This window comes from Rhodopirellula islandica (assembly GCF_001027925.1).
In the GTDB taxonomy this organism is placed as follows: domain Bacteria; phylum Planctomycetota; class Planctomycetia; order Pirellulales; family Pirellulaceae; genus Rhodopirellula; species Rhodopirellula islandica.
In genome coordinates, this window is the sequence record NZ_LECT01000007.1 from 228594 (window position 1) to 249990 (window position 21397).

The window sequence follows — 21397 nt, forward strand, 5'->3', positions numbered from 1 at the left end:
CAACAGCCCCCCAATACAACTCGGAAGTCTCATCATTGCACCCTCTATCGGTGACGCGGTTCGACCGAGGGCTCAGGTCCGCTTGAGCCCTCGATCTGTTGATCCCAGCTACTTGCTGAACAGCACGCAAATGGGCGTGGGAACCTGTTGGGTTTGACGTGTGAAGGTCAGTTCGCCAGTGTCCCCGTCGACTTCAAAGACCGTGGCAGTGTGGCTGTCTCGGCCCGCTGCAATCAACCAGCGACCGCTGGGATCGAGGTTGAAGTTTCGAGGCCAACCGCCGCGAATGGCTTCGACTTCCACCAATTGCATTTCACCGGAGTCATCCACACGAAAGACCGAAATGCTGTCGTGGCCACGGTTCGCGGAATAAACAAACTTGCCGGACGGGTGCACTCGAATTTCAGAAGCACTGTTGAAACGCTCCTTCGCCTTGGTTTCTTCCGACAGGGCAGGGATGGTTTGTCCGGCCGTCATCGTGCCCGCCTTCGCGTCGTAGTCGAACGCGGTGACCGACAGAGCCAACTCGTTGAGCAGGTAAATGCGTTTGCCGTCTGGGCTGAACTTCATGTGACGTGGTCCGCCACCGGGGATCCCTTCGCCAAAACCATGATGTGTCAGACCAGGTCCGTTGGGATCCAACTTCCAAATCACGACCTTGTCCATCCCCAGATCCGGAGTGAACGCGAAGCGGTTGTCTGGCGAGGTCCCGACCCAGTGTGCATGCGGTGCGTTTTGGCGGTTTTCAACGACGCCTGATCCCGCTGGCGACAACAGGGCATCGTGTTCATGGACCTCCACGCGGCGTGCGACCGAACCGTCTTCGGCCAATTCATACAACGTCGTCGAGCCACCGCCGTACTGCGCCGACAACAGAACCGATCCGGTGCGATCGGTCGCCAGGTGTGCGACCCCGCCGTCACCGCTCTCGACCGATCCCAGTTCCACCAACTTCGCGTCCTTCGATTCAGCTTGCACGCGGTAGGCCGTCACGCCACTTCCGCTGGTGGCGTACAGCACGGGCTTGCTCGGATGCATCGCCAAGAACCCAGGTTGCGAGGCTTTCACTGCCAAGCTCGCCGAGCTCAGTTTGCCCGAATCGGTGTCGAAGGTGGCATGGTAGATCCCTTCACTGGCACCTCCCCGAGGGGTGGTGGTTCCGAACCAAACGTTCAGTGTTTCCGCCATCGCCAAATTCCCATGCAAAGCCGCGAAGACAACCGCGGCCACCAGGCCCCGTTTCACCCCCCACCTCGTTCGCGTTGTCACTTGCTCGTTGCCGCTCAATCCGCTGCTCATCTGCGTCTCTCCGATCATGGATGCAATTCTTGCCTGTTTGGTGAGAAAAACTCGCCGAAGGGGGCATCATACCCCAGGAGGCGTGGGAGAGGAGGAAAGTGGCACGGGGCACGGGGGCACGGGGGCACGGGGGCACGGGGGCACGGGGGCACAGGGGCACAGGGGCACAGGGGCACAGGGGCACAGGGGCACGGGCACGGGCACGGGCACGGGCACGGGCACGGGCTAGGAGCTAGGAGCTAGGAGCTAGGAGCTAGAAGCTAGAAGCTAGAAGCTAGAAGCTCTCTCCCCCCATGACATTGCCGATTCGCAGTGGTTTGATCTAGGATGCGGGGACTTCAAACCTTTCCTGGAATCCGCTGTGCTTTCAATTTCGCCCACCTATTTGCTGTACTACCTGCCACTGATCATTGCGATCTCGCTGGTGTTTGGTGCGACTCGGCATGAGGATTTGTCGTTGATCCTGCGACACGCCTTCCACACGGCCCGTTGGATCACCGGCTTCATGGCGGTCGTTTTCGCCTTGGTTCTCGTCTTGGACTGGATGGTCTGAGCCGATGAGGATTCTGACTCTCGGTGGCGGCACCGTTGGACGCTGGATCGCCGACATGCTGTGCCGACGCCGGCACAGCGTCACGCTGATCGACAGCGATCCCGAAATCGTGCGATCCATCAACAGTGAATTGGACGTGCGTGCGATCGAGGGCAATGCCTCCCAGAGCACCGTGCTGTTCTCCGCCGACGTGCTCAGCGCCGACTTGTGCCTGGCCGTCACCGGAGACGACGAGGTCAACATTGTTGCCGCCAGCATGGCCAAGGCGTTGGGTGCCCGCCGCGCGATCGCTCGCGTTTACGCCCCCGCCTTTCGTGACCTGTCGACGTTTGACTATCAACGTCACTTTCAAATCGACAGTCTGCTTTCGCTCGAACAGCTCTCCGCTTCCGAATTGGCTCGCGCGATTCGCAACCCCGACGCCATCCCGCTGGAACACTTCGCGCGTGGCCAACTGCAGGTCTACGAAATGGACGTGGCAGTCGGATCCGCCGCCGCAGGCAAGAAGCTGATGGAACTGCAACTTCCGCCCAGGGTCCGAGTGGGATCCCTGGCCCGCGAAGGCCGGATGTGGATCGCCAGCGGTGCCGACGAAACACGTGCGGGTGACCGAGTCAGCTTGGTCGGGATGCCGGACGCCGTCAGTGTTGCCCGGCAAATCTTTGGCGGCGAAAAACGACGTCGCAAACAGTCCAAGGTCATGATCGCCGGTGGTGGTGAAACCGGTTATCACCTGGCCGGTTTGCTGGGGCGTGAAGACTTTCGCACCGTGCTGCTGGAACAAGACGCGAAACGTTGTGAACAACTGGCCAAGCTGCTGCCTGACGTCACCGTGGTGCATGCCAACGCCAACCGACGCAGCGTTTTGGAAGACGAAGGCGGCGGCACGGTGGACTACTTCGTTGGCTGCACCGGAAACGACGAAAACAACATCATGGCCGGCGTCGAGGCTCGTGAACTGGGTGCCTCTCGCGTGATGTGCGTGGTGGGGCGACCGGACTACGCCAACGTGGTCGGAAAACTGGGCATCGACTTGGCGGTCAGTGAACGCGACGTGGTCGCGAGGCAAATCCTGGGGTTCCTCAACGAAGGAGCCATCATCAGCCAAAGCAAATTGCCCAACGGCTCGATCGGGGTCTACGAACTGGAAATCCTGGAAGGATCCCCCGTCACCCAGGCGTCGCTCGCCAATCTGCCGCTGGCAGGCCGATGTTTGATTGCCGCGATTCAACGCGACGGATTCGTGCGTGTACCCACCGCCAGCGATGTTCTGGAAGTCAATGACATCATCGTCGCCTTGATCGATTTGTCCGATGCCGACGAAGTCCTTTCACTCTTTCACAGCGACTGATCGTGTCCGCCACCACCAACGCTCTCGAGTCCCACCCCAACGCTGTTGTGAACGAATCCACTTTGCCATCCCCGCACGCGTCTTCCGCAATCGCAATGACCCCGCCAACCATCGTCTTGCTTCGATTCACCGGCGACGATTGCCCGGGTTTGACCGCGTCGATCTCGGAACGCTTGCACCGATTCAATTGCCGAGTCATCGATGTCAATCAAGCGGTGATCCATCGATCGCTGCTACTGGGCATGCTGGTTCAAATTCCGGGCAGCGAAGACCCCGAAAGATTGATTCGAAAGATGCGACGCAAGAGTCGCAAACTCGGTCTGAAATGCAAAGCAAAAATCGTTTGCGACCCGGACTACGACGCTTGGGTCAAACGCCAAGGCAAATCGCGATTCATTCTGACGCTGCTTTCCCGTTCGGTTACCGCCGAGCAATTTGCAGCGGTCAGCCGGTTGGTCTCTGACCAGGGACTGAACATCGACGTGATCACGCGGTTGTCCGGCCGCCCCGAGCGAGACCCTGGCGACGAACTGACTCGCGCTTGCGTGGAGTTCTCTTTGCGAGGCGATCCAACGGACGCCAACGCTCTCAAAGCCAGTCTGTTGGATCTGTCCAACCGCTTGAATTTGGATCTGGCATGGCAGCGAGACGATGCCTTCCGCCGCAACCGACGCATCGTCGCGCTCGACATGGACTCAACCTTGCTGCAAGCCGAAGTGATCGACGAACTGGCCAAGGAAGCGGGTGCCGGAGAAAAAGTCAGTGCGATCACCGAGGCGGCGATGCGAGGTGAAATCGACTTCGACGAGTCGCTTCGCCAACGCGTGCAATCCTTGGAAGGATTGCCTGAGAGCGTCCTTCCCAAAGTCGCCGAGCGATTGCAGTTGACCGAAGGTGCCGAACGATTGCTTTCCAACCTCCGTCGGTTTGGCTACACAACCGCGATTTTGAGTGGTGGCTTCACTTATTTTGGCGAGCACCTTCAAAAGCTGTTGGGCATCGACCATGTGCACGCCAACGAGCTGGAAATCATCGACGGAAAGCTGACGGGACGGGTCCTCGGTCCCATCGTCAATGCCGAGCGCAAAGCCTTGCTTCTCGAACAACTCGCCGCCAACGAAGGCGTCGACCGCAAACAGATGATCGCGATCGGCGACGGTGCGAACGACCTGCCCATGCTCTCCCGAGCCGGCCTGGGGATCGCCTTTCACGCCAAGCCCATTGTGCGGGAATCGGCTGAGCATCAAGTCTCCACACTGGGGCTGGACGCCGTTCTCTACCTGCTCGGCGTGAGAGACCGCGACTTGGTGGAGTGACACCGCGGTCACCGTCAGTGACAAAACGAAGACCGGCTTTTCATACCCCTAGGAACGGTCGGAAAATCAGTGTCAGGTCCCTTGCCGGAACTGCCCATGGGTGCTTCGCGCAAAAGGTACCTGACACTGATTTCCCGCTCATCATTTCGTGACTCTCCATGAACACTGAACCGATTGAAGTCTGGGTTGATGTCGGCGGCACCTTCACGGATTGCTTGGTCCGACAAACCCATCCAGACGGACATCGCCAACGCGACGCGATCAAAGTCCTCAGCAGTGGATTGGTGTCGGTTCGAGTGGTGGACCACAGCGACGACTTCACGCACGTGGATGTCGAACTCCCACCACGATTTGCCATCGATGGCTTCTGGGAATCCGCCAAACTTTTCGAGCAAGGTGAATCAGCGTTGGAGGGTGACTTGTTCACCGTACTGGGTTGCCAGCGAAAATCCGCGAACACCGTTCGACTGCAATTGAACCAACCGGCCAATCAAGTTCGCCACGATCAAAGTTGGGTGCTCGATGCTAGGATCGAATCGCCCATCCTGGCAACTCGAGTGTTGCTGGCTTGCCCATTGCCGCAGCCACTCCCAGCGCTCTCCATTCGCATGGGAACAACTCGTGGCACCAATGCCTTGCTGACCCGCAACGGTGCCCCGACCGCTCTGTTGATCACCGAAGGATTTGCGGACCTGCTGCAGATCGGAACCCAAGACCGCCCCGATCTGTTCGCCTTGGACATCGTCAAACCCGAACCTTTGGCGACTCGAACCATGGAAGTTCGCGGCCGACTGGATGCCCAGGGTGGCGAACTGATCCCGCTCGACGAATCCCATCTCCGCTCCGGTTTGCAGGATCTCAAAGCGTCCAGCCCAGAGGATCTGGTGCTGGCGATCTGCTTGTTGCACTCCCATCGCAACGAAACTCACGAGCGGACCGTTCAGCGAATTGCGAAAGAAGTCGGGTTCAAAGATGTGATTCGATCGACCGAGGTCGCAGCGGTGCCTCGAATTGTCCCGCGAGCCGAAACCACGACACTCGACGCGTACCTGTTGCCCATTTTGGAAGCGTACGTGGCGCGTGTGTGGGAGCAATTCGGTGGCGAAGCAACCTGCCATCTGCGTTGGATGACCAGCGGAGGCAATCTCGTCGCCTCCGCTGGTTTCCGCGGCAAAGACAGTGTGCTGTCGGGTCCCGCCGGCGGTGTCGTGGCACTCGGTGAAGTCGCCAAGCAGTGTGGCGTCTCCGGAGCAGTCGGGCTCGACATGGGCGGCACCAGCACCGATGTCAGCCGCTTCGAAGGAACGGTTGGACGACGACAAGAAAGCATGATCGGTGGCATCCGCGTGCTGACCCCGATGATGGACATTCACACGATCGCCTCCGGTGGCGGGTCAGTCTGTGCGATCCACGAGGGCCGCTTGACGGTCGGGCCTGACAGTGCCGGAGCATTCCCCGGACCGGCGTGCTACGGGCACGGTGGACCTCTGACGATCACCGACGTCAACGTTTTGCTGGGTCGACTGCCAATCGATCGTTTCCCATTTCCACTGAACTTGAAAGCCGCACAAAACGCACTGCAGCAAACCCACCAACAATTGCCAAGCGACAGCACACTCAGCCCCGAACAACTCGCAGATGGATTTCTGCAACTGGCGGTCACGCAAATGGCCGAAGCCGTTCGAGTCGTCACCACTGCCGCAGGAAGTGATGCCAGACAGATGGCGTTGGTTGGATTCGGCGGTGCTGCGGGCGGCCATCTTTGCCAGGTCGCTGACTCATTGGAAATGTCTCACGTGATCGACCATCCTGATTCGGGATTGCTCTCAGCAGTCGGAATGGGCGCGGCACCGATTGGACGCATCGCGTCCCAGTCTTTGCAACTCACGATCGCATCCGCCGTGCCGGACGGTGCACCCCCACACGCCAACCGAACACTGAGCCAGGACGCGATCTCGCCACTGGAATCGGCCGCGAACGACACACTGCTTCAATGCCAGGCTCAACTCCGCGAAGAAGAAAACATCTCGCCGGACACGCCACTGCAAATTGTCCATCAATGCGATGCACGTCCACTGGGAACTCAGTCGACATTGCCAGTCGATCTGTTTCCATTGGAAACCCTCCCCGCTCGGTTCGATGCCAAACACCAAATCACGTTTGGCTACCGTCGCGACTCCATGCCGCTCGAAGTGGTCACCGTTCGCTGCGAAGCCACGCTGGAACGAAATGCCAACCAGACCAATCACCTCGACCCACAGGACAACTCCGAGAATTCCCCCGCCGCGTCTGTCACTCACGCGAAGCCTGAAACGATCTCGATGTGGGTCCAGGGTGCTGATCGAAACGTCGACCTCTGGGACCGTGAAACGTTGAAGACCGGTCAGACCCTCATCGGACCGGCGGTGGTGACGGGCCCTTATTCTGTCTTGGTGGTGGAACCGGACTGGACCGCCACCCTGTCCGCCGAAGGGATCTTGGAGATTCACAAAACCAAATCCCCGCGTGTCGAGGAGACCCCACTTCCAGCCGCTGACAAACTAAATGACACCATCGCGATGGAGATCGCCGCGAGACGCGTGCAAGGGATTGCCGAATCGATGGGCGAAGTCATCCGTCGAACCAGCGTCAGCGTGAATGTCAAAGAACGCCGTGACTACAGTTGCGCCGTGTTCTTGGGCGATGGATCCTTGGTCGCCAACGCACCCCACGTGCCAGTTCACTTGGGGGCGATGAGTCACACGGTTCGCAGTTTGATCGCGGACTACCCGGAGATGTCACCGGGTGACTCGTACCTCAGCAACGATCCCTATGCCGGTGGTTCGCACCTGCCTGACATCACTGTGGTGACCCCCGTTTTTTGCGACGAAAACGCGTCCGGTTCGTCGCGTCCCAAGGATTGGCCCTGCGACTTCTTCGTCGCCTCACGATGCCATCACGCCGAAATCGGTGGCATGGTCCCGGGATCCATGGCCCCCGCAGCCACCTGTCTGGCAGAAGAAGGCGTGGTGCTGCACAACGAATGCCTGGTCCGCAGCGGGAAGTCTCACCACCCAAGAATTCGCGAACTGCTTTCCACCGCCACGTACCCTTCTCGAAACGTGGAGGAAAACATGGCCGACATCGCGGCGGCGGAAGCGGCAGGGCAGGCCGGTGCGAATCGAATCCAGGCCTTGGCTGATTCGATGACCAAGTCTCGCCTGATGGATCTGCTGAAGCAGTTGCTGCATGTCGCGGGAGAAGCCACCGCGACCTGGATCGCCACGCTGGGAACCGAGCCTCGCGTTTTCGAAGATTCACTCGACGACGGCACGCCCCTGCGAGTCACCCTGCAGCCGGACCAATCGACCGGACGGTTGCAAATCGATTTCACTGGAACGGGTCCGGTCCATCCCAACGGGTTCAATGCCACACCATCGATCGTGACCGCGGCCGTGCTGTATGTGCTCCGGTGCGTTGTCCCCGGCGAGTTGCCGTTGTGCGACGGGGTGCTGAAGCGAATCGAACTGGTTATCCCTCCGGGCTTGCTCGCGCCGCCTGCTGGCGACACCCCCGAGAACAGTCCAGCAGTGGTCGCTGGCAATGTTGAAACCAGCAATCGCGTGGTGGATGTCTTGCTCGGCGCGTTGGGCGTCGCCGCCGCATCCCAAGGCACGATGAACAACCTGCTGCTTGGCGATGAAACCTTTGGTTATTACGAAACCATCGGCGGTGGTGCCGGTGCAACGGCGACTCAAGCAGGTGCGGACGCCGTTCACACTCACATGACCAACACGCGAATCACGGACCCTGAGATCCTGGAATCACGATTGCCGATTCGCTTGTGGCGGTTTGCCATCCGTCGTGGCAGTGGAGGAGCAGGGCAAAACCGAGGCGGTGACGGAATGATTCGCGAAATGGAATTCCTTCGTCCACTGACGCTGTCTCTCATCACTTCCCGACGAACAACGCGTGCCTACGGGATTCAAGGCGGGCAACCAGGCCAATCCGGTCGACAAACCCTGATCCATCAATCCCAACGAACGGAACTCCCCTTCGCGACCAGCCGAGAAGTTGAGGCTGGCGATCGGTTGGTCATGGAAACGCCAGGCGGTGGCGGCTACGGCAAGGAACGGCCCGCCGACTGAAACAAAGAAGCAGTGCGAGACAAAGAGCAACCGCCCTGAGCTACCTACCCCTGTCGCTTGTCGCCGGATTCGCCAGAGTTCGGTTCCTGCAGCGATTCCTGAACTCGGGTGAGTCCAGCTACCAACGAGATTTCGGGACGCCCCTGAAACGGATCATTCCAGCGTGTCGTCGGCTTCCTCGCTCGCGTCGTCCTCACCATCGGTTTGTGGGGTGAGCTCAGGAACCACGTTGTCACCGGATCCCTCCTCACTGAACGTGTACGTCAACAGTTCCAATTGAATCTCCGCCAGCATCGTGTTGCGATGTGGAATCAGCTTCACGCGACTCTCAATCACATTGGTGTTGCTGTTCGTTTCCTTGCGTTCGATCTCGTGCAACGTCTTGCCATCGACGACGCTGATCCCCATCACATCCATTTGCCGACGACGCACGCCATTGCCGGGCACGGTCAAGTGCGCCCGAGCCATCAGCAGCATCGGAGTGACCCACGGTTGCTCCACCGTGCATCCCCAGGCATCGTCAAACGAACGACTCCAACGCAGCGATCCATCCACGGTTGAGATCGCATGCATCGCAGTGATTGGTTGAACCGCCGCACCACCCGAAACCGCCACCGAACGCGTCGCAGCCAAATCTCGATTGGGTTTTCGGTGTCGGGGCAGAATCAACATTTGATCTTGGATCGACATCACCGAAACCCCGTACAGCCCCTGCCGAGCAGGCACCATGACATCCGCGATTTCGCGTCCGGATAGCAAATCCCAAATCGTTGCCCGGCCGGTGTGATCCAACAGCGTGAAGTAGCGACCGTCGGACATTTCCGCGTAGGCCGCCGTTTCGTTCACGTTTTGAGTGTCTGCGACTCGGAACTGGACCGTTTCTCCCGTTCTCATGTCGATCAGTTCGACCAACTGAGGGTCGAGCATCTCCTTGGCTGCCTCCAGGCTGGCTCGCATTTCTTCGCTCACATCGGCAGGCACATTGGCTTCTCTGTTCACCTGTGTCACCGTCAACAGATGGGACCCCAGTGACGAGATCACCGATCCCAGCGTCCGTTTCTGGGTCTCCAGCAAACCGCCATCGTGGATGTCATAGCTTTCGATTTGGTTCTGCGACCGACTGACGACCATCACCCGATCCTCCGCATGCACGATCGCGGTCCCAACGGCTTCGGTTGTCGTCCGCCAACGCTCTTCCCCCGTCACCGTGTCCAAGCAAATCAGTTCTGTTCCCTGCAACAGAAACAATCGATCCCCCAAAACCGGTCCCAGGATCAACTGAGCATCCCCGTTGTCCGCCGTCGCCGAAACCATCATGTTGCGATAGATCTGATTTCCAAACGGAGTTGCCGCACTCCGCCGCCTGGCAACCGGTTGGCCATCGGTTCCCAGAGTTCGTCGCCAACGAATGGGGTCCTCGCCATTGGCACCCAACGTTCGAAACAAATCAATGGCGATCAGTTCCGATTGAGTCAGCAACAGCATCAGGCTGCCGCTGTAGGTCAGTTCTTTTCCAAACGATCGCATCCCCGAGAAACCCTCGACCGGGATCGCCCGATGAATCCCGTAAGGATTGATCAGTGCCAAGGAGTTCATGTTGTCACTCATCGCATTCCAACCGCGGAGTTGACGCCCCATCAGATGAGTCGTCTTCGCGTAACGACGGTCGTTCATCATCATGCTGGAACGAGGCATTCGCATCGATTGCCATTCCAAGTTAACGTTTCGAGGCCACTGTTCGCCCATCTCGTAGTCGCGACCTCGAACGGGATTGGCTTGCAGCGCGTCCTCAATGAACGTGTCCGCACCAGTGGGTTCCGTCTCGCTCAAACGTTGGCCCAGCAGTTCTCCCACCGCCAATCGATCCAGGTTCCACGATTCTTTGCTGTACAGCTTCGACAGCATCAACAGACGATCGTTGCTCAACGACTCCAAGGCATCATCCGTCGTCATGGTGTCCGCCCAAATCAAACGCTCGGCCAGGAAGCCGTCTTCCATCAACAATGCTCGCGCGGCCATGTCTCGTCGCAAACCTCGCGTCGCCTCGACGACCGGTGAGAAATGCTGCAGCGTCCGCATCAACGTGGCCCCGTCCATGTTCCCTCGCGTCGAAACCAATGACTCCACGGCTTGCGTCATTGCCACCATGTCTTCTTCGGTAGCAGAGGAAACCAACTGCGACACCCGAGCGCTGATCCAATCATCGACCGTGAACTGACGAGCCGCATTGGGAAAGACAGCGTCCATGTCACGATTGAGCGTTGGATGACGCAGCACCAACTCGGATAAATCCAGCAACAGCCCCAACGCCTTCGCATGCTCGATCTGCGAAGTGGGTTTCGCGACCGCCCCCTTGATCTGCAGCACCAACAGTTCCGCCCGTTGCTCGGGTTGGTCAATCAACTCCATCAGGGCATCCAAGTCGACACTGGTATCGCTCGGATTTTCGCGAAGACTTCCCAGCATGGCTTCCACCGACAACATGATCACTTCATCGTTGTCAGGATCCAATTCCCGAGCTCGTCGAAGCAGGCCCAGTGCTCGGGGACGTTGCTCCTGTTCGATCAACAACTCCGCTTTGCGAACCAAGGCAAAGAAATTGTCCGGATCCTTTTGGAGCAACGCATCGACACGCGGCTGCAGCGATTGTTCACCGTAAGCGACCGCCACCATCGTGGCCGATTGGGAGATCAACTCGCCATCGATTGCGATCAGGTTCCCAAGCGGAAAACGAACCGTCCGGCGCTGCAACACCTCACCGTTTTGCAGCGAAATTTCGATCAGTTCGTCGGTGGTGGTGGGCAAGTAATAGCGATCGTTTCCAAACACACCACGGCCCGAAATGCGTTGCCCTGGTCGAACCAAATCAGGCGGCGTCGACCAGACCTCCGTGCCGTCTTGCAACGAACACGCCGACACTTCATCGGCACCGACAACAAAGAAGAGGCCGTCTTGGATCCCTGCAACGTAAGCCAGACGAATTCGATTTCGGGGCGTGAAACGATTGCGTCCGGTGAGCACATCGAGAACCTGCAATCGATCGCACTCAATCGGAGTGACCACCACCGAGGTGCCTTCTGCGATCGCCAGCGAGTGCGTCCAACGGCGGCTCAACTGATTCGAAGAGACCCGGGTGTTTGGCCGGTAGATACTATGAACAAATTCCTGATTTCGTGGAATTTGGTTGCCCCAACGAATGGTTCGGTCAACCAGATTGACCGCGACCGTGGCGCCAGCCCCGGTTGGGCAGATCAGCATTCCGTTGTGATAAGTGGGCATCGCTCCGGCGACTCGGCGGACGGGATCAGCACCAATCCCACCTGATTCCACGGCCACCAACACCTGCTGCCATTGAACCGATCCATCCGCGGGATCCAAGCACAGCAGCACCACTTCACCCGCGATCTCGGCGATCACGTACAGGTCACCTCGAAAGGGAAGTGGAGGGCCGAGGAAAAACGCTTCGGCCAAGGCCGAAGGGGTGGACTCTGACTTCCCCAGTCGCCACAGCAACTTGCCTTGGGTTTTGAGATCCAACGCGACCAACGTGTTGGCGAGTGACGACATGCCGCGACTGGCAAACGGACTGAACCGTTCAATTTCGATTTTACTCAGATCATCGATCATGAAGACTCGTTGGCCATCGCTCGAGATCTGCCCAAACGGAACATCGTTCCAAACACGTTGAACGAGAATATCAACGGGGTCTTCTTCCTCCTCCATCGGATCGGCGAGGTCCGGCGTCAATGTGGCTTCTGGCGGCGCGAACCACGGATACTGCCAAACTCGTTTGCCCGTCCGAAAATCGACCCCCAACAATCGCTGAGTGGTTCGCATCAGCAACTGATCGCCCACTCGCAACGGTGTCCAAGAGGGAGGCGGCAACTGCCCGGTGGCTTTGAGTTGTTGAGTCTTCTCCTGAATCATTCGTTCCTGCCGCGGACTGGCGGACGATTCCACCATCCAACGTGGATTGCTGAGCGGCATTTGCCCAGCACCGGAACCATTGCGATCCACCTCACCGCCCAACAACGGGTAATTCTCCGCCAGAGACTCCGCGCTCACCAATTCAGATTCACTCTGTGCCAGCACCCATTCCTTCCAGGCAATCTCATCAACGGCTTCGCTGGTTGGAAACAACGAAGTGAAGGCCTGGGGATACTTCGTCGGCGTCGGGATCGATCGATCCGCACGTGCACACGCAATCGCATGCAAGGTCACCACCGACTCGCCCACTTGATCCACGATGCGTTGCTGACCGACCAGGTCATCCAGCAACAACGAACAGGCCAACGGGTTGCCAAGCATCCACTCACGAACCGCCAACAGGACGGATGCTTTGTAGCCGGCTTGGGTGTGGAAGGTCTCGCGTCGGACGCGTTCGACCGTTTTCCAATCTCGCTTCGGCCCGGCATCTTCCAGCAGCTTGCCAGCCAAAGGCCCGTACCGCAGTTCGTAAATCTCCAAGCCTTCTTTCGGGAGACCACCGATCAAGTCACGGACATGGTCCAGCAGGCTACGAGGCAATTGACTTTGCAACCGCGCCAATTCTTCCGCTTGAGCGGCCTCGTCATCCAACGGCCGCCCATTGCGATCGAGCATTCCCTCTCGGTTGCCAAGCGGTTGTCCTGGCTGCACACGTTGGTCGTCGGTTTCTTCCTCGGCATCCGACGCGATCGGAGCGTAATAGTCCTGCATCATTTCCGACGCAGGATCGTCGCTTGACCGCAGCAGAAGATCTCCCAGTCGGACGACCGCGTCGCTGTAGCGTTCTTGCTCGATCGCCTCTTCGGCATCGCGAATGATTTGTCGCATGCTTCGTGGGGGCGGCAAGAACTCGGCATCCCCCATCTGCATCCGCGAATCGAACAAGCCTTGAGCGAGGGCCACTTTCGATGCCCCAGGTGTGGCAAACAGCATTCCGGCGAAGATCACCGCCGCCATTGTCGAGCGAGTCATCCAGGAAACCTTGGCATCGAGACGAAGATTGGCGTGGGAATTCACTACACAAACCGATTGAAAACAAGCATTCGAACAAGCGTACCTTGCTCGCACGGAACCAGAGGCACACACGGAACACGAAAACGCGATCTCATTGTATCGCCCCGGGTTCCTCGCAAACCAGTGTCATCTTCCGCCGAACCGGACTCGACGAAATCTTTCATCCCTTCAAAACAGGCTGGCCGGATCCGCACGCACCAATTTCCGCAGTGCCAGCAACCCGCTGATCAGACACATCAAGGTGGTCAGGGCCAGCACAGAACCCGCCCGAGTCAGCGTCAACGCCATTGGCAGCCCCGTCAGTGATTCCAGCCCCTGGAACAATGCCAACGCGATCAGCACCGCGGGGATGAACCCCAGAACCGACAAATAAACCGACTGCCGGACCACCAACCCCACAAAGAACCGGTTGGGATACCCCATCGCCTTCAGCGTGGCGTATTCCGACATCGCGTCTTGCAAATTGGTGAACAGAATTTGATAGCAAATGATGACTCCAACCGCGAATCCCATCAGCGTGCCGATCAGAAAGATCATCCCAATCGGTGTCTGCTCGCTCCAGAATGTCTGCTCGCGATCTCGAATTTGCTGCCGCGTGAGGACTTCCCACTGGCCCCTGGCCATGTTCGTCAATCGTTGAGCGGCTTGCTCCGGCGAAGCACCGTCATGCAAGCGGATCAGCCCCAGATCCACGGTCTCAAGCGGCTTGCCATAACCACGCTGAGGGAAATAGTTCGCGAACGAAGACTCCGCGATCAACAACGACCCTTCATTGGCAAAGTCGGTGCCCAAGGTGAAGGAACCGACCAGTTCGATCGATCGCTTGGACAACTCGATTCGTTGGTCGGCCGGTTGCCCCGACGCTTTGAATTGAAATCCGTATTCTGACCGCGTCTTGCGATCGACCAGTGCGGTCGCTCGCTGTCGGAGTTGATCACGGTGTTCATCCAGGCCCGGGAGAGTCAACCACGGTCGCGACGCGTCCTCGGACATGGCCGCAGGATACAAACTCGAGTCCGGTACCGAGATCACTCGGATCGGTCTCGCAGGACTGCCCTCGACCCGCACCCGGGCCATCGTTCGTTCGATCAACAAGGCTTGCACGTCCGCGACCGCGGGATCCGCCTTCACACGGCGAAGCAAAGACCGCGGGAATCGTTCATCCACCGGCAGCATGTATCGAGCCGGACTGATCGCGACCAATTCGCAGTCCACCACCTCGATCAACCGCACCGGACTGTCCAGCAACGCGTTGCGGAACCCATTCTGCGTGAACATCAGCACCGCCGCAAAACCCACCCCTGCCGCCGCCACGCACAAACGTGCCGGGTTGCCGACCAAATTCTTCCAGGCCAGGGGGGTGCTTCGACTCATCAGCGACCGTCCAGCTGAGCGTCACGCTGCAGGTTCGAAACGATCTGCAGAAAATCTTTCGCGTCGTCAAAATCTCGGTAAACGCTAGCGAACCGGATGTAAGCCACCTCGTCTAGCGTCGCGAGTTTCCGCAGCACCACTTCGCCGATCGTCGCGGTGGGAATTTCCATGTCAAATTCGGCGTAAATCGCCTCTTCGATTTTCTGAACGGTCTTTTCGATTTCGTCGCTGGTCACGGCCCGCTTGGAACACGCCCGCTCGATCCCGCGTTTGATCTTCTCTCGATCAAACGGTTCTCGCGTTTCGTCACTTTTGACCACGCGAACATTCAGAGCATCGATTTGTTCCAAGGTGGTGAAACGCCGCTGGCACGTTTGGCACAACCGTTTCCGCCGAACCACATACCCGGCCTCGGCCGTCCGTGAATCTTGGACTTTGTCGTTATCGGAATGACAGAACGGGCAACGCATTGGCGGTCAAATTCAAGATGGAAAACAGACCCGGATTTCAAACGCTCCAGCCCACTGGACCTGGCAAGCATGATTCACGAGTCTTTCGAAGGTGTGCTATGATCGTCCAGAACGTCTTCGGATGCGAGGTGTCTGGTCCGGCAATCACGGACCGAGCCATCACAGTGTAGCGCCCCAGAACACCAGGTTTTCGGCCCAGAAGGTCAACCTTTTTGGCCAACGAGAATCATTCGGTTCTGCGCCAACATGCTGACTTTGGCATGTTTTTTGGAGTGGCACCACTCGTGAACCAACCCTCGAATTGAATCAACAGGAACGACTCAACGATGACCACTCCCGGCAATCCTACCGACGAAAACGCCCCTTCCAAAGCTGATACGCCAACGGATTCGGTCAACGATCCGCTTTCGTCGGCTGGTTCTTCCACCCCCGCCCCTGAGTCCGGCGGCTCAGTCCCACCCCGGGGCACAACGCAACCCCGTGGCACAGCGCAACCGTCGGCAGGCACCCCTCGGGAACGCTTCATGGAGGAAATCGCCAAAAAGCAGTCACTGGACGACCACGAACCAGAAGAATCTCTCTGGGAAGGCGGCTACAGCCCCAAGGCGATGATCGGGTCCTGGATTGGATTGACGATCCTCAGTGTCGTTTTGCTGGTCGCAGCCGGATTCATCGAGCAATTCACGTTCGGCATCGCTCTGATTGTGATCGTCATCCTGTGGATTTTGGTCGGCCTGAACTACGCCGCCAAACGACTGGGCGTCCAATACGAACTCACCAGCCAACGATTCATCCACCGAACCGGTATCTTGACGCGTCGCACCGATCGCATTGAAGTGATTGACATCAGCGATGTAAGCTACGAACAGGGTCCGATCCAGCGAATGTTCAAGGTCGGTTCCATCTCCATCATCAGCACGGACAAGAGCGATCCGACGCTGGAGTTGGTCGGAATCCACAACGTCGGTGAGGTGGCCGGTTTGATCGACGACATTCGACGTGCCGAACGACGACGGCGCAGCATCCATATCGAGCAAAATTAAGCATGTCCGTTTGGTTTGTTCAGAAAGGCGATGAACAACTCGGTCCGTACAAGCCCGCCGAATTATTGGCTTTGGTACGTGACGGATCGGTGGTGGCGGAAACCAGGATTCGCAAGGACGATTCCAATTGGTTCACGGCCTCCCAGGTCGGCGGTCTGTTCGAAGCCGCTCGCCGGCCCAGCATCGAACACTACTGCCCCCAGTGCAACGTTCGCGTGGGACAACCGCCGACGATCTGCCCTGAGTGCGGCAAAGACCTCGAACGAACCAAAACTCGCATCATCGAACACAGCGTCGGGCAAGAAAAACGATCGTCCAACACTCCCACGACCGGCCCCAGCGACTCAGCCAAGCGTTGGCTGCAAAAGAAAATCCGACGCGACAAAAAATAAAGCCACCGAGGAACCCCCGAAGGGACTCGCCGATGGCTTTCGTTGTCTCTTTGTCTCGGTCGGTCACGGATGATCAGAACCGCTCTTGGATATCGAGCGGTGTCCTGTGCCACCGTGGGGCTGAGATCAGTACTTCAGTTCAGCACCGACGGTCAAACCGATGAAGAACACATCGTCATCGGCGATCAGCCCTCGGCCAAAGTTCGGGGTGACGGTGGCGGAGCTGATTTGCTCTTCCGAGGTTGCCACTCCGGTCAGGTACCAAGCCTCGAAGCCACCGCGAACGGCCATCATCTCGCCAACCTGATAACGAACCCCCGTCCCGAATTCGAACATGCCGGCGAGTTCGGAGGAACTGTCCGAACCATTTGCCAGAATGTCGGCGCCGTTGCGAACCAGGATGTCGGATTCAGCCAGGTTCAAGTAACCGCCTGCACGAGCCCGAACGTAGCTCGACGAAAAACGTCCGATCGGATTGTAGATGTCAGCTCCGACCTGCAAACCAATCATCCGGTTGGCAGCGTTGTTTCGCAGCAAACCAGTGTCGGCGACTGGGTCAGCTCCGTTGACGGTTGAATAGTTGAAGTCCTCTTCGAAGTCGATGTAGCGTCCACCGATCAGCAACTTGGCCACGTCCCAAGCCATCATGGTTCGGCTCATTTCAACCGACCAGAGACGGGATTCGTAGATCTGGCGTTGAGCGTCGGCTTCATCCAAGGCATCAAAACCAAAGGTGCCCAGGGTACCGGGCTGCAAAGGATCTTCGATCAACAAGGTCGAGAGATTGTCGTTGTCCGCAACCGAGATATCCGAGTCCCAATCCAGGACACCGGTGAAGCTCACTTCCATGCCGTTGACGCAGTCAGGAACCACTCCGACGGTGATCCGTGGAGCAATCTCGAAGTCCACATCATCCAGAGCAAAGTCACGAGCGACGGTGAAGTTGTCGACTCCTTCGCGACGCATGTACAACGCTTCGACGCTGGCGTAGCGATAAGGATCGCAGGTAGGACATGCCATCCCGCCGCCGTAGCCAGCTGAACCGTAACCGGTCGATCCGCAAGCTCCACCACACTGGGTTCCGCAACTGCCACACGATTGTGACATCGCCCCGTGATGGTGGCCGACCTGAGCAATTTGATTGCCGAAGGATGACGACGAAGCGTCAACCGCTGACTGCATCGCATTCAGGTCCCAACCAGCGGATGCCGGATCAGAGGCCTGAACGACACGGAATGCTTGGCCTTCGTGCATCAGCGTGTTGCTGGGTGCCGAACCGCCAAATTGCTGAGCATGCGTGGCAGCGGTGCCCAAACCCGACCAAGCCAAACCAACCGCGGCAAGGGTGCCGAACAATCGTGCGGCGAATCGAGGAAACCAGTTGTTGTTCATAATTGAACCTCAGGACGAACAAAGCGGCACGGTGACCGACGGTGGCTGGGTAGTGGTAGGTTGGACGAACGGGACAGGAGCTAGCGAAGGATCAGCTGATCTTCAACTGGCACCAGGAATGTCTTTCGAATCAAACGAACGATTTCTTTTGCGTCTTGGGAGTCATCGCATTCACCTTGAACGACAATGCGGTCACCTTGACGCGTGACTTGCACCGATGCGGTGCGAAACTTTTGCTCGATCAGTTCCATCAACGATCGCTCTTGCTGGCTCTCACCACCACGAACGTTGCTGGACGCAGCGACGTGCAATTCATAAATTTCACGAAGCGAACCTTCTTGGCCGGCCACTTTTTGCTGCACCAACACGCGGGTCTTGCCAGGGCGAACCCCAATCAATCGCAAGTGACGTGAAGTGCTGCTGATGACTCGCGCCACGGAATCGTCTTCGACACGAACGGCCTCGATGATGCCATCGACCGTCAACGAAGTGACATCGTCTGGGTCACACACGATCGCATCTTGGACCAGCAACGTGGATCCCGAACCGTTGGACGAATTTTGCCGTGATGGTCCCCGATGGCCGGCCAAGGCTGCCGGCACAATCAGTGTCGCACTCACCCGTCCTTCCGCCGGAGCGTCTTGGGACGGTTGTGCAACCGCGACCATCGGTGGTGCTTCAACAGCGACCGCGGCACGGTGCCGAACCGGAGCCTCGTGCATGCGTTCCGAAGCGACATGCTCGAAGTGAGCTGGAGCGTCAATTTTCACAGGCAGGTGGCGGTGTTGTTGAACCACCATCTCGCTTGGCAAATGGACTTGCACCGGCTGTGGCAACAGCGGCAATGACGCTGGTGCAGCCGACTCCTGAACTGGTGCTGCAATGCTCAACGGCTCGGGCATCGCAATCGATTCTTCGCCCTTGTTTTCCGATGCTTCTGAGCCAGAGAGACTGGCATCCGAAAAGCTAAGTGAAACAGATTCGGCGTTCATCGAATCCATCGCATCATTGAGCGAAAACTCAATGGGCTCCGATTCTTCGGCGATCGCCACGTCTGCTTCCTCAGCAACGACGGCTGTGACCTTCACAGGCTCAGACGACGGCGTCGGAACGGTGGCTTCGACGACAGGTGTCTCGGCAACGACTTCTTCCGCCACAATTTCCGGCTTCACCAACGGCATGGTTTGGCGAGCGATCCTCGGCTGAGTCCACTGCAATTCAGGTGGAGTTTCGAGCGATTTCGTCGGCTCCACCGCAGGTGAAAGCTGAGCATGCTTCCATTCGACGATGCCGCCGGACTCCACTCGGTCGTAGTCCGGCTGGGCATGTGGGTTGATTCTTGTCTGCGGAGCACGAGGCGGCTCCACGACCAAGGGTGTTTTTTCCGAAACCGGAGCACCAATTGGCAGCAAACCAACAGCGGTGCCGATCGACTTCAGTTTGATCTCCGACATCGTTTGATCGGATGTCTGACGGATCGGGTACAGCGTCGTCTGCCCCTCCGGTGCAACGCTGCCATGGTTCTGGAGCAAGTTCACGTTGCTCGCAGCCGCATGGCCGTTGACTTTGGTTGCCAGAATCGGACCAACGGCCTGATGGGAAGCAGAACGCTTCACAAATGGGTTGCTGTGCATGCTCCCCGAAACCAGACGAATCGGTGGCAGTTTGTCAGTTGCAGTTTCGTCCGCCAACGCCGTGCTTCCGGCGACTTGGCTCGCGGCAATGCAACCTCCCCATACAACGGCTTGGGTCAACCAACGAGCGAGCCGTTCACGTTTGCGGCGGCTAACCATTTGGTTCGAGCCCATCGGGTTCATTGTTTTGCCAATCAGCATGGCGGATCCTTACGCTCACGATCTTTTTGGGATCCTGTACCCCCCCGGCACATTCTCCATGTCGTTGGTCAGACGAAATTCATCGCCGGACCTCCGAACACCCTCTGTATCGTCGCCGGGTGGTTCCGGCATTAACGATTTTGACAGATCGAACGCTTGGTTCTGTTGAATCGATCTTGACACCCATGCCGATTGGACCTGCCAACCCCACACGAACGGGGAAGAACCACCCCATTTCCAGCTCGGTCCACGTGGTTCAGGTCAGGTCGGTCGCTTCACAGTGGCTCGACGACGCAAATGGTTTCACGAGGAAACACGCTGCGCGGATCACGCTGTGACACCGATCGAACGTGGCGCGAGAGAGTTGCCTCGCCTCAACTTCGCTGCCGCATCGCTTCGTAAGCCACAATCGCGGCGCTGACCGACACATTCAAGCTGTCCACGTGGCCCGCCATCGGCAACGCCACGGGTTCGACGCACTCAGCCGCCCAGCGATCTGCCAAGCCATCCGCTTCGCTGCCCAGCACGACCGCGAGCTTGCCACGCAAGTCCGATTCGAATAGCGGTCGCGAGCCTTCCACTCGCATGGCGGCGACTCGATAACCCTGAGCCTTCAAAAACCCAGCGATCTCCGACTCGCTGCCCGATGCGGAAGGGACCGTGAACACCGCCCCCAACGAACCGCGAATGGCATTCGGGTTGAATCGATCCGAGGGGCAATCCGACAACAAGACAGCGGACACGCCCGCCGCATCGGCTGACCGAAACACGGCGCCCAAATTGCCCGGTTTTTCAACCTGATCGAGCACCAACACCAATCCCTCGCTCCAAGCGGGATGAGCCGTGAGCCGGTCGAGTGAATCATCCGGGGCCACAAACTCCGCCACACAGCGATCCGTCGACGCCGTGTAAGCGATTTTCCGCAACACCTCAGGCGTCACCCAACGATGCACGCCCGAATCGATCGCCTGGCGACGAACGACCGCCTGCTCTGGCATTTCAGATTTCGGCGACAAATCCGAGGGCTTCGGTTCGATCTCGTAAAAAGCGACCAGCTTCAACCCAGCCTCGATCGCCCGCAACGATTCTCGGGGCCCGTCCACCAAGACAACGCCAGCAGCCCGTCGTTTCCGAGAACGGCGCAGCGAAACGATTCGGCGGACGGCGGCATTTTGCAAACTTCGGATGGTTTCCATGGGGCCACACTTTTGCATATTCGCTTCAATGGGAGAACCAACCCGAGT

13 protein-coding genes are annotated in these 21397 nt (G+C 58.4%); 6 read left to right on the plus strand and 7 right to left on the minus strand.

The window, feature by feature from the left end; genetic code table 11:
• Nucleotides 1-108: 108 nt before the first annotated feature.
• Nucleotides 109-1317 (minus strand): lactonase family protein, encoded by a 1209-nt coding sequence (locus tag RISK_RS03760; RefSeq protein WP_047812897.1) that lies wholly within the window; start codon nucleotides 1315-1317, stop codon nucleotides 109-111.
• A 343-nt stretch (nucleotides 1318-1660) separates the two neighbouring features.
• Between RISK_RS03760 and RISK_RS03765 the strand changes: the two genes are divergently transcribed.
• The 4 genes from RISK_RS03765 to RISK_RS03780 all read left to right on the plus strand — a co-directional run bounded on the left by RISK_RS03765 (nucleotide 1661) and on the right by RISK_RS03780 (nucleotide 8646).
• Entirely contained in the window at nucleotides 1661-1852 is a 192-nt protein-coding gene (locus RISK_RS03765) for a hypothetical protein (RefSeq protein WP_047812898.1), read from the plus strand.
• A 4-nt stretch (nucleotides 1853-1856) separates the two neighbouring features.
• Nucleotides 1857-3203 (plus strand): Trk system potassium transporter TrkA, encoded by a 1347-nt coding sequence (trkA, locus tag RISK_RS03770; protein WP_047812899.1) that lies wholly within the window; start codon nucleotides 1857-1859, stop codon nucleotides 3201-3203.
• 47 nt (nucleotides 3204-3250) lie between these two features.
• On the plus strand, nucleotides 3251-4519 hold the full coding sequence (serB, locus tag RISK_RS03775) for a phosphoserine phosphatase SerB (protein WP_047813036.1): 1269 nt from the start codon (nucleotides 3251-3253) through the stop codon (nucleotides 4517-4519).
• Between the two features lie 158 nt (nucleotides 4520-4677).
• On the plus strand, nucleotides 4678-8646 hold the full coding sequence (locus RISK_RS03780; protein ID WP_047812900.1) for a hydantoinase B/oxoprolinase family protein: 3969 nt from the start codon (nucleotides 4678-4680) through the stop codon (nucleotides 8644-8646).
• Nucleotides 8647-8799: 153 nt separating this feature from the next.
• Here RISK_RS03780 and RISK_RS03785 read toward each other — a convergent pair whose 3' ends face one another.
• The 3 genes from RISK_RS03785 to nrdR form a co-directional block, all read right to left on the minus strand.
• Nucleotides 8800-13605 carry an outer membrane protein assembly factor BamB family protein gene (locus RISK_RS03785; protein ID WP_236695997.1) on the minus strand — a complete coding sequence of 1602 codons (4806 nt, stop codon included), beginning with the start codon at nucleotides 13603-13605 and terminating at the stop codon, nucleotides 8800-8802.
• Between the two features lie 210 nt (nucleotides 13606-13815).
• Entirely contained in the window at nucleotides 13816-15021 is a 1206-nt protein-coding gene (locus tag RISK_RS03790) for an FtsX-like permease family protein (RefSeq protein ID WP_047812902.1), read from the minus strand.
• Complete coding sequence (gene nrdR / locus RISK_RS03795; protein WP_047812903.1) at nucleotides 15021-15491, minus strand: transcriptional regulator NrdR; 471 nt, start codon at nucleotides 15489-15491, stop codon at nucleotides 15021-15023. Before nrdR ends, RISK_RS03790 begins: the two co-directional genes overlap by 1 nt.
• Before the next feature lie 326 nt (nucleotides 15492-15817).
• Between nrdR and RISK_RS03800 the strand changes: the two genes are divergently transcribed.
• A complete protein-coding gene (locus tag RISK_RS03800) occupies nucleotides 15818-16534 on the plus strand; it encodes a PH domain-containing protein (protein WP_047812904.1) in 717 nt (238 codons plus the stop codon).
• A gap of 2 nt (nucleotides 16535-16536) precedes the next feature.
• Nucleotides 16537-16926: a DUF4339 domain-containing protein gene (locus RISK_RS03805; RefSeq protein ID WP_047812905.1), complete on the plus strand. Its 390-nt coding sequence runs from the start codon at nucleotides 16537-16539 to the stop codon at nucleotides 16924-16926.
• A 126-nt stretch (nucleotides 16927-17052) separates the two neighbouring features.
• On the opposite strand, the gene RISK_RS03810 is transcribed toward RISK_RS03805, so the two are convergent.
• The 3 genes from RISK_RS03810 to RISK_RS03825 all read right to left on the minus strand — a co-directional run bounded on the left by RISK_RS03810 (nucleotide 17053) and on the right by RISK_RS03825 (nucleotide 21349).
• Nucleotides 17053-18318, minus strand: a complete 1266-nt coding sequence (locus tag RISK_RS03810; protein WP_047812906.1) for a hypothetical protein — start codon at nucleotides 18316-18318, stop codon at nucleotides 17053-17055.
• Nucleotides 18319-18398: 80 nt separating this feature from the next.
• Nucleotides 18399-20153 carry a hypothetical protein gene (locus RISK_RS03815; RefSeq protein WP_047812907.1) on the minus strand — a complete coding sequence of 585 codons (1755 nt, stop codon included), beginning with the start codon at nucleotides 20151-20153 and terminating at the stop codon, nucleotides 18399-18401.
• A gap of 374 nt (nucleotides 20154-20527) precedes the next feature.
• Nucleotides 20528-21349 carry an RNA methyltransferase gene (locus RISK_RS03825; protein ID WP_047812909.1) on the minus strand — a complete coding sequence of 274 codons (822 nt, stop codon included), beginning with the start codon at nucleotides 21347-21349 and terminating at the stop codon, nucleotides 20528-20530.
• Nucleotides 21350-21397 lie beyond the last annotated feature (48 nt).